This window comes from Arthrobacter sp. H35-D1 (assembly GCF_030063185.1).
GTDB lineage: Bacteria > Actinomycetota > Actinomycetes > Actinomycetales > Micrococcaceae > Specibacter.
The window spans coordinates 1-7,941 of sequence record NZ_JASISP010000044.1 but is presented as its reverse complement, the minus strand read 5'-3'; the positions used below and the strand labels follow the sequence as shown (position 1 = coordinate 7,941).

Here is a 7,941-nt window from a genome sequence, read left to right as displayed (position 1 = left end):
GGCTCCCGTTGGAGTAGATCAGTCTTGGTGGACCGAACTACTCAAACAGGAGCCACACCTCATTCCGCACTAGACACGCCGACTTGACATCAAACACCACGGCCTAACCGAACGGCATTGCCACTAACCCCCCTGGAACTAGTCATCTAGACACGTCGGTGGGAAACAGAGTCCAGTTTCGCGGAACCTACAACCCAACAGCGCGGACCTGGTGTGGTGTTGCCTTCTAAAACGACCGACGGGGTGCCCCAAGAAATCTGCAGCTACTTCTGCGCCCACTACGTGATCCGGTCTCCGATCAGCACGGTCTCGGCAGACTTCGATGAAGATCCCTTTGAGTATTTCCTTCACACGTGTTTTCCGGGCCGCTCGGCGATCCATTGCCGGGCGGCCGGCTTTTCCCCCTCATAAACTCGCCGGAGCCGTCATGATCTTCTGCCACCCCTCCGGCAATGCGCCGTCCCCCGCGCCGTCGAACGTAGAATGTCCAACTGGCCACTGAAACGAACACGAAAAATCACAAAGTAAACGGCATGGGCGAGTTCTAGCGGATTTACTTGCGGCTGCGGCCGGTGCGGTAGCGGCGGATGAGTTCGGTGGTGGAGCAGTCATGGTCCATGGGCTGGGCATCATCTGCAGTTAGTTCATCGATAATGGTGTCTGCGAGGAGCTTGCCTAGTTCCACACCCCATTGGTCGAACGAGTCCACGTCCCAGATAACGCCTTGGGTGAATACTTTGTGCTCGTAAACGGCGATCAGGGATCCTAGGCTGCGTGGATCCAGCCGGTCTAGTAGCAAGGTGGTGGTGGGTTGGTTTCCCTTGCAGTGGCGGTGGGGGATTTGTTCTTCGGGCGAGCCGGTGTCGCGCAGTTCCTGCGCGGATCGGCCAAAGGCGAGTCCCTCGGTTTGGGCAAATATGTTAGCCGTCAACAGGTCGTGTTGGTGCTCTAGTTCGCTGAGCGGCTCGATAACGGCGATGAAGTCACACGGGATCAGCTTGGTTCCTTGGTGGAGGAGTTGGTAGAACGCGTGCTGGCCGTTGGTGCCTGGTTGTCCCCAGATGATTTGACCGGTCTGGTAGTCCACTTGGGTGCCACCGAGGGTGACGTGTTTGCCGTTGCTTTCCATCTCCAGTTGTTGTAAATAGGCTGGTAGATGGGTCAGGTAGTGGCTGTAGGGGAGTATGGCCTGGGATTGTGCACCCATAAAATTGTTATACCACACGGAGATCAGTCCCATGAGGGCCGGAATATTGCGTTCCAGCGGCGTGGTGCGAAAGTGCTCGTCAACGTCGTGGAATCCACCTAGCATCTCGGTGAAGTTTTCGGGTCCGATCGCGACCATCAAGGAGAGCCCGACTGCAGAATCGAGGGAATACCGTCCGCCGACCCAGTCCCAGAAAACGAACATGTTCGAGGGGTCGATGCCAAACTCCGTGACCCCGTCGGTGTTGGTGGATACGGCGACGAAATGGCTGGCGATCGCGGTGGTGTCGCCATCGAACGCTGCTAGTGTCCATTCCCGCGCGGTGGTGGCATTGGTCAGTGCCTCTAGAGTGCGCCAACTTTTCGAGCTGACTATGAACAGCGTCTCGGCCGGGTCCAGACCGTGGGTCGCTTCGGCAAATTCGGCCCCGTCAATGTTGGAAATGAATTCCAGCCGCAGTTTGCGGTCGCTGAATTGGCGTAGAGCATGATAGGCCATCCGCGGGCCGAGATCCGATCCGCCGATGCCGATGTTGATGATGTTGCGGATGGGATCACCAGTATGTCCCCTCCACTGACCACTGCGCACTGCTGTGGCGAAGTGTGCCATCTTCTCCAGCACTTCGTGGACTTCTGGCACCACGTTCTGGCCGTCGACTTCGATGGTGACCTCACGGGGGGCTCGCAGCGCGGTGTGTAGTACGGCACGGTCCTCGGAGACGTTGATTTTCTGTCCGTTGAACATGGCGGTAATCTTTTCTTCCAGTCCGCATTGTTCAGCTAGTTTCACCAGTAGTGCCAACGTTTCAGTGTTGATCCGGTTCTTGGAGAAGTCGGCGTACATCCCGAGGTCCTCGATAGCAAACGTGCTGGCACGGCCCGGGTCGGTATTGAAGAGTTCCCCTAAAGTGGTCTCGCGCATCTGGCTCGCGTGCTGTTCCAGCTTCTGCCAAGCAGGGAGGTCTCTGCGGCTCCATGCTTCGTTCCTTAATTCGGCGGGGCCTGCCTGTTTACTGCTTTCCGTTACTAACGTCAACATTGTTTTTACTCCTGCTCGTATGTCGGACTGACTAAAATTCTGGGAACACTTCTGTCAGGGATGCCAGTTCCCCTATCAAGAGTGATCTGATCGCTTCACCAGATTGCGGTCTGAAGCAAAGGGCCGCAAAACTCACCTCTTTAAAGTCAACGCCAAGTCCCGGCAATGAATGCATTGCCGGGACTGTCAGCTTGGGTAGTCGGGCCGTGGTACCGGCCCCTATAGCAAGCTGGGAAAGATCAACATCGCCCCCCTCGTCCAAGAACTCGCTTGTAACGATCCGCCGAGTGACCGGGAGACGGCCTGGCGTTTTACTTTGGTTGAGGCGGCACTTCCGATCGTCTCATTAGCTGTAACTATGCTGGTCTGCGTTGTCGTTGTCGTTGTCGTTGTTGTTGTTGTTGTTGCGTCGGGATTCGTGTTGGGAGTAGAGCCAGATGGGGATGTAGAGCGCCAAGACGATGAAGCCAAGCAGGGTTGGTGCCCAGCCGATTTCGAGGCTGTTGAGGTAGACCACACCGATCACGCAGAAGGGAAGGTTGAACAGGCCAAAGATGATGGCGACGTTTTTCCAGCCTTTGGGTGCTTTGAAGGGTCGTTCCAGGTTCGCGAAGGAGGGGTGTTTTTTGGCTTTGACGTAGGCGAACAGGCTGATGCCGTTGGCGCAGGTGTAGCCGATTGCTGCGGCGGCAAGGATTGCCGTGAGGGATCCCATGGAAATCAGAACGAGGTTAAACGCTGCGGTGACGATCATGGCAACGAACGGTGTTCCGTGGCGATTGGTTTTGCCGAAGACCCTTGGCAGGTTGCCTTCCGTGGCCATGGAGTGCATGGCGCGGGAAGAACCTAGGTAAGCGGTTTGAATGATCAGGACCATGGCGGCGATCAACATGATGATGGCGATGATGGATCCGGCTTGGCCGAAGACAGCCTGGGCGACGGGAATCAGCGGTGATATGGGTTCGGCAATCACACCGTCAACACCAAGGACGCCTATGACGGCGGCTTGCACCAGAATGTACGCGAAGAAGCAGATGATGCCGCAGGAATACAGTGCTTTAGGAATATCCTTGGACGGGTTTTTGTACTCGGGGCCGTAGATTGCTGCTGTTTCCCAGCCACAGGCGCTCCACTGTGCAATCGCGAAGATGCCAAAGAGAATGAGGACATGGTGCAGATCCCAGGCCCAGTCAGAGGGCCACCAGCTGCCGGTGATATTGGCCAGCTCAACGTGTCCGGTGGCAAAAGGCGCCACTGCGAGGACAATCAGCGGAATGAGAGATATAGCCGCCAGAATGTAGCCTAGGATCGCACCTTCTTTCAGGCCGAACCAATTGACCACAAACAAACCGCCGAAAATCACCGCACCGGAGATGAATGCGAGCTGAAACTCGCTAAAGGTCTCTCCGAGCACCGGAAAGAGCCCGTGGAGGTAGCCGCCGACGAGGATGGCAAAGATAGCCAATACCGGGTTCCAAGCAAACCAGTAACTCCAGGCGCTGAAGCCGCCGATCAGCTTGCCTTTGTCATACTTACCCTGATAATTTTCAGTGCGAAAGACATGTTGGGCGAATCCTGGCAGACCAGAAGCCTTCGGGAAAGTGGTGGCCATTTCAGCGTATGCGGTGTTCTGCATGAAACCCTGAAGAACCGACAAGCCCCAAATAAGAATGGCTGCGGCAGAGAGGTACAGCGGGATGTAGCCCAAGGACGGCAAGATCAGCAGGGGCACGCCCAGCGCGATGGCCAGGCCTTGTTTCCAGTTGATCGATCTTTCCAAGTGACCGTCTCCAGGCGGAAGCTTTTCACTCACAACACTATTTTTACTGCTCATAACACTCTCCCTCGAGTATTTTGGAGTCGTCTGATTTTGTCCCGCTTTGGGACTGGATTACATGGATCTTTCAAAACGGCAGTACGAAACATCACGAAACTGCTGCCGGCAAGATGTAGAGGTTTGCGTTGCCACTGCTGTGCAGGAACGCAATGTTCATTAGGTGGAGCTGGCCACGGAAAAGTTGAGTACAGAGGGCGCCGGGCGTCGCCGTCCATCGGGCGGGAAGGCGAGGCGGCTGTGCTCTGCTGGTGGCCGTGCGCTTCGGGGGCCACAGCCCGTTCAGATCATGAGAGACCTATAACGTGTCGCACGGCAGTGGAGTATAGCGAGGTCTAGAGATCTTCGTAACGGAAAGAGTGCGACTCCAGACCGTCAGGGTTGGGACCGTAAATGGTGACCATCCGGGCGTAGACAGGTGCCCAGTACCGGCCCAGCCGGCCGGGATTGACACGCGCTGAGTCGCCCGGTTTCAGGATGACAGTCTTGCCGTCGCTCTCGATATGGAGTTCGCCTTCCAGTACGTAGGCAGTCTCGCTATGGGGGTGAAAGTCTTCCCAGGCGCAGGCCTTTAGTTCCCACTCGGAGAGAATGAAGTCATTCCAGCGGTCTTCTGGATGATCATTGATGAATCTGCAGCGCAAGCTCCCGTAGTCGCTCCCCAGGGGCTTCAATGGTTTTGCTGGCCAGAAATCGATCGCTTCCCCCGATGTGTCTATCAGGGATTGAGTGGTGTCAGTCGTCATGGCTTTAACCGTTTCCTTAGTCGGAAATTTACGGCGCGGTTTGAATTGGTGTATTTGCGTCACCTTGCGCCAACGTGACATGAGTCACTGTTTGGTCAATACTGCGTTAGGTCATGTGTTCAAGTCAATGGTCTGGGAGGAAAATGTTGCATCTATTTCATCTGCCGCAGCAGGAAACCGACGAAATAAAATTTCTCTCTTGAACGGTTGACTTGCACGCTTGATCATGTAAAAGTTTGTGGAACGACGAAAAGTGACCTGGATCATATCGCTGCAACTCGGCCCGCTTCTGGCAACTAGAGGATGTAGGGGGTGCAGTGGTTCCAGTGGTTCCTTCCCAGGGTTCGAGCCCGGATTTCGGCTCGATCTTTAGGGCAAACTCGTCTGTCGTATGTATCCAACGATGAATCATACAAACGCAACACGCTTACTTAGGAGAAAACAATGGAAACTGTTCTCGGAACACCCACCAAGACCGGCGCGATTCACAAGGTGGAAAACGGCTTCATCGGACTTCCCTCCATGAACATCCCCGGCGTCGACGCTTTCATCGGTGACTCCCTCACCCACCCCAACGGATCAGTGATGAGCTCGGGATTCTTCGAACTCAAAGCCTCCGAACCCCTGATCTACACCTACGAATGCGATGAAATGAAAGTCGTCATCAAGGGCGAATTCAAACTCACCGACCGAGTCACAGGAGAAGTAACCCACGCCAAGGAACGCGACGTCCTCTTCTTCCCCGCCGGATCACAAATCACCTTCGAAACCCCCGACTACGGCCTAGGCTTCTTCACCGCCCACGGCTCCATGTCCTAACCAAGATCATTAGGAGAGCCGGTTCGTAGCCGCGGGCAGAAAGCCCCGGCTGCGAACGAGGTTTCCGCAGGATTCCTGGACATCGTACGAGGGGGTAAACCCGGCGCTGTGGATTACGACGACGTTAAACCCGCCGCGGGACCTCTGCTTCACACACGCAAAACCTGAAAGCCTCTCGGAGGCAGGGGATGCGATCGCAAGTTCGTGCGTCGGGATCCCATTCGTCCTCACAGGCGCGCTGGCAGACGTACGGTCGGCCGCATCCGCGGGATATGGCCGACCGGATAGGGACGCAATCCGCCTATCCCTCCACTAGCGGGCAACCTCGAAAGCCATCACTGGCCACCTTGCCTGCCGTGTCGGCACGCTTCAGGAGAACTTGCGGTTGGGTCACTTACTGACCGAACTCAGAGGTGCCGCGGGCGAGCCTGAAGCAAAACGTTACCACAAGGCAGTATCCGCATAGTCGTTGGCCGGACACGTACCGCAATTCACGGCGTCGCACATCCGCGGCCCAAAGATCTAATGACACAAGGAGAACAGCATGGGACTACGAGTTGGAATCATTGGTGCGGGCCCCAGCGGCATGGCGCAACTGAGGGCGTTCGAATCGGCACGCCAAAAAGGAGCCGCCATTCCCGAAATCATGTGCTTTGAAAAACAGGACGACTGGGGCGGACAGTGGAACAACAGCTGGCGAATCGGTCTGGATTCCCACGGTGAACCCGTCCACTCCAGCATGTACCGGCATCTGTGGTCTAATGGGCCCAAAGAATGCCTGGAGTTCGCGGACTATTCCTTTGACGAACACTTCGGCCGCGCGATCTCGTCTTTCCCGCCCCGGGAGGTCCTCTTTGACTACATCAAGGGCCGTGTGGAAAAGTCCGACGTCCGCAAATACGTCCGTTTCAACACCGTGGCACGCCACACCAGCTACAACGAGGAAACCCAGGAATTCACCCTCACGGTGGAAGACCTCAAAACGAACCTCACTAAGACTCACGTGTTTGACAAACTCGTAGTCTCCACCGGTCACTTCTCGGTCCCGGCAGTACCCGAGTTCAAGGGCATCAAAACCTTCCCCGGTGAGGTTCTGCACGCCCACGATTTCCGCGGCGCCGAGCGTTTTGCCGGCAAGCGCCTACTCATGATCGGCAGCAGCTACTCCGCCGAGGACATCGGCATGCAAGCTCACAAAATGGGTGCCTCCTCCATCACCCTAAGCTACCGCACGGCGCCCATGGGCTACGACTGGCCCTGGAACACAGTGGAGCGCCCCCTCGTCACTCACTTCGAAGGCAACACCGCGCACTTTAGTGACGGCACCCAAGATGACTTTGACGTCGTCGTACTATGCACCGGATACCAGCACAAGTACCCCTTCCTGCCCAGCGAGCTCTCGCTGAAATCACCCAACGTGCTCTACCCAGGCAACCTATACAAGGGTGTGGTGTGGCAACAGAACACGAACCTGTTCTACCTGGGCGCCCAAGACCAGTACTACACCTTCAACATGTTCGACGCCCAGGCCTGGTTCGCCCGCGACGTCATGACCGGGGCAATCGAGATGCCCTCACCGGCCCAACGTGAAGCAGACATCCAGCTCTGGCTCGAGCGCCAAAGCGGACTGACAGACCACGACGCTGAGGCCGATTTCCAAACCGACTACCTACGCGAGCTGATCGAAGCCACCGATTACCCCGCCTTCGACCTGGACGCCGTCTCCCAGCTATTCAAGGACTGGATGTACAACAAGCACACCGATATCCTGGGCTACCGCGACGCCATCCACCGCTCCGTGATTACCGGGACAGTGTCGGTCAAGCACCACACACTCTGGCTCAACGCTTTGGATGACACTTTGGAACGATACCTGCATGGCCCCTCCCAAGACGTGGCGACCGGAGAGTCTGCCGGACTCACCGACAGACGCCGCGGCCGACAGGAAAACGTAGTAGGTTCCGGTGCAGGACCATCCTCGAACCTTCACGCGAATACTTCCGTCCCGTAAGATCCCTACGGCGATTGGAGGCGAGGAGCGGCTGCTCAATTTCCGGACAGACCCCGGGGGTCTCTCGCCTATGACATTGCCGCCGTCTGGACATACCGGGCGGCGGTGCCGGCATTCTTGAAGGCCAAAGATCCAGAGGAAAAATGGCTGATTCCGCTGCTAAGGGACTGCCAGTTTTTAACACGGGGTTATGGTGCTTTGTTGGGGTTGAGGGTGTAGTTCCATTCGCCGTGGAATTCGTGTCGGGTGATGGGCAGGGCTGCCATGGCGGTGTCGGCGATTCTAA

5 protein-coding genes are annotated in these 7,941 nt (G+C 56.6%); 2 read left to right on the top strand and 3 right to left on the bottom strand.

Going from position 1 to position 7,941, the window contains the following annotated elements; genetic code table 11:
- Positions 1-553: 553 nt before the first annotated feature.
- From pgi to QMG25_RS19905, 3 genes are all read right to left on the bottom strand, one after another.
- A complete protein-coding gene (gene pgi / locus QMG25_RS19915; protein ID WP_283462832.1) occupies positions 554-2,245 on the bottom strand; it encodes a glucose-6-phosphate isomerase in 1,692 nt (563 codons plus the stop codon).
- 346 nt (positions 2,246-2,591) lie between these two features.
- On the bottom strand, positions 2,592-4,079 hold the full coding sequence (locus QMG25_RS19910; protein WP_283462831.1) for an APC family permease: 1,488 nt from the start codon (positions 4,077-4,079) through the stop codon (positions 2,592-2,594).
- A 335-nt stretch (positions 4,080-4,414) separates the two neighbouring features.
- Positions 4,415-4,825 (bottom strand): cupin domain-containing protein, encoded by a 411-nt coding sequence (locus tag QMG25_RS19905; protein WP_283462830.1) that lies wholly within the window; start codon positions 4,823-4,825, stop codon positions 4,415-4,417.
- Between the two features lie 444 nt (positions 4,826-5,269).
- Between QMG25_RS19905 and QMG25_RS19900 the strand changes: the two genes are divergently transcribed.
- Together QMG25_RS19900 and QMG25_RS19895 are read left to right on the top strand one after the other, a co-directional pair.
- A complete protein-coding gene (locus tag QMG25_RS19900; protein WP_283462829.1) occupies positions 5,270-5,644 on the top strand; it encodes a cupin domain-containing protein in 375 nt (124 codons plus the stop codon).
- A 544-nt stretch (positions 5,645-6,188) separates the two neighbouring features.
- Complete coding sequence (locus QMG25_RS19895; RefSeq protein ID WP_283462828.1) at positions 6,189-7,655, top strand: trimethylamine monooxygenase; 1,467 nt, start codon at positions 6,189-6,191, stop codon at positions 7,653-7,655.
- Positions 7,656-7,941 lie beyond the last annotated feature (286 nt).

Bases quoted from the DNA above. Each gene is read 5' to 3' on its own strand.
- QMG25_RS19910 (WP_283462831.1), bottom strand. From the start codon at position 4,079: ATGAGCAGTAAAAATAGTGTTGTGAGTGAAAAGCTTCCGCCTGGAGAC.
- QMG25_RS19905 (WP_283462830.1), bottom strand. From the start codon at position 4,825: ATGACGACTGACACCACTCAATCCCTGATAGACACATCGGGGGAAGCG.
- pgi (WP_283462832.1), bottom strand. From the start codon at position 2,245: ATGTTGACGTTAGTAACGGAAAGCAGTAAACAGGCAGGCCCCGCCGAA.
- QMG25_RS19895 (WP_283462828.1), top strand. From the start codon at position 6,189: ATGGGACTACGAGTTGGAATCATTGGTGCGGGCCCCAGCGGCATGGCG.
- QMG25_RS19900 (WP_283462829.1), top strand. From the start codon at position 5,270: ATGGAAACTGTTCTCGGAACACCCACCAAGACCGGCGCGATTCACAAG.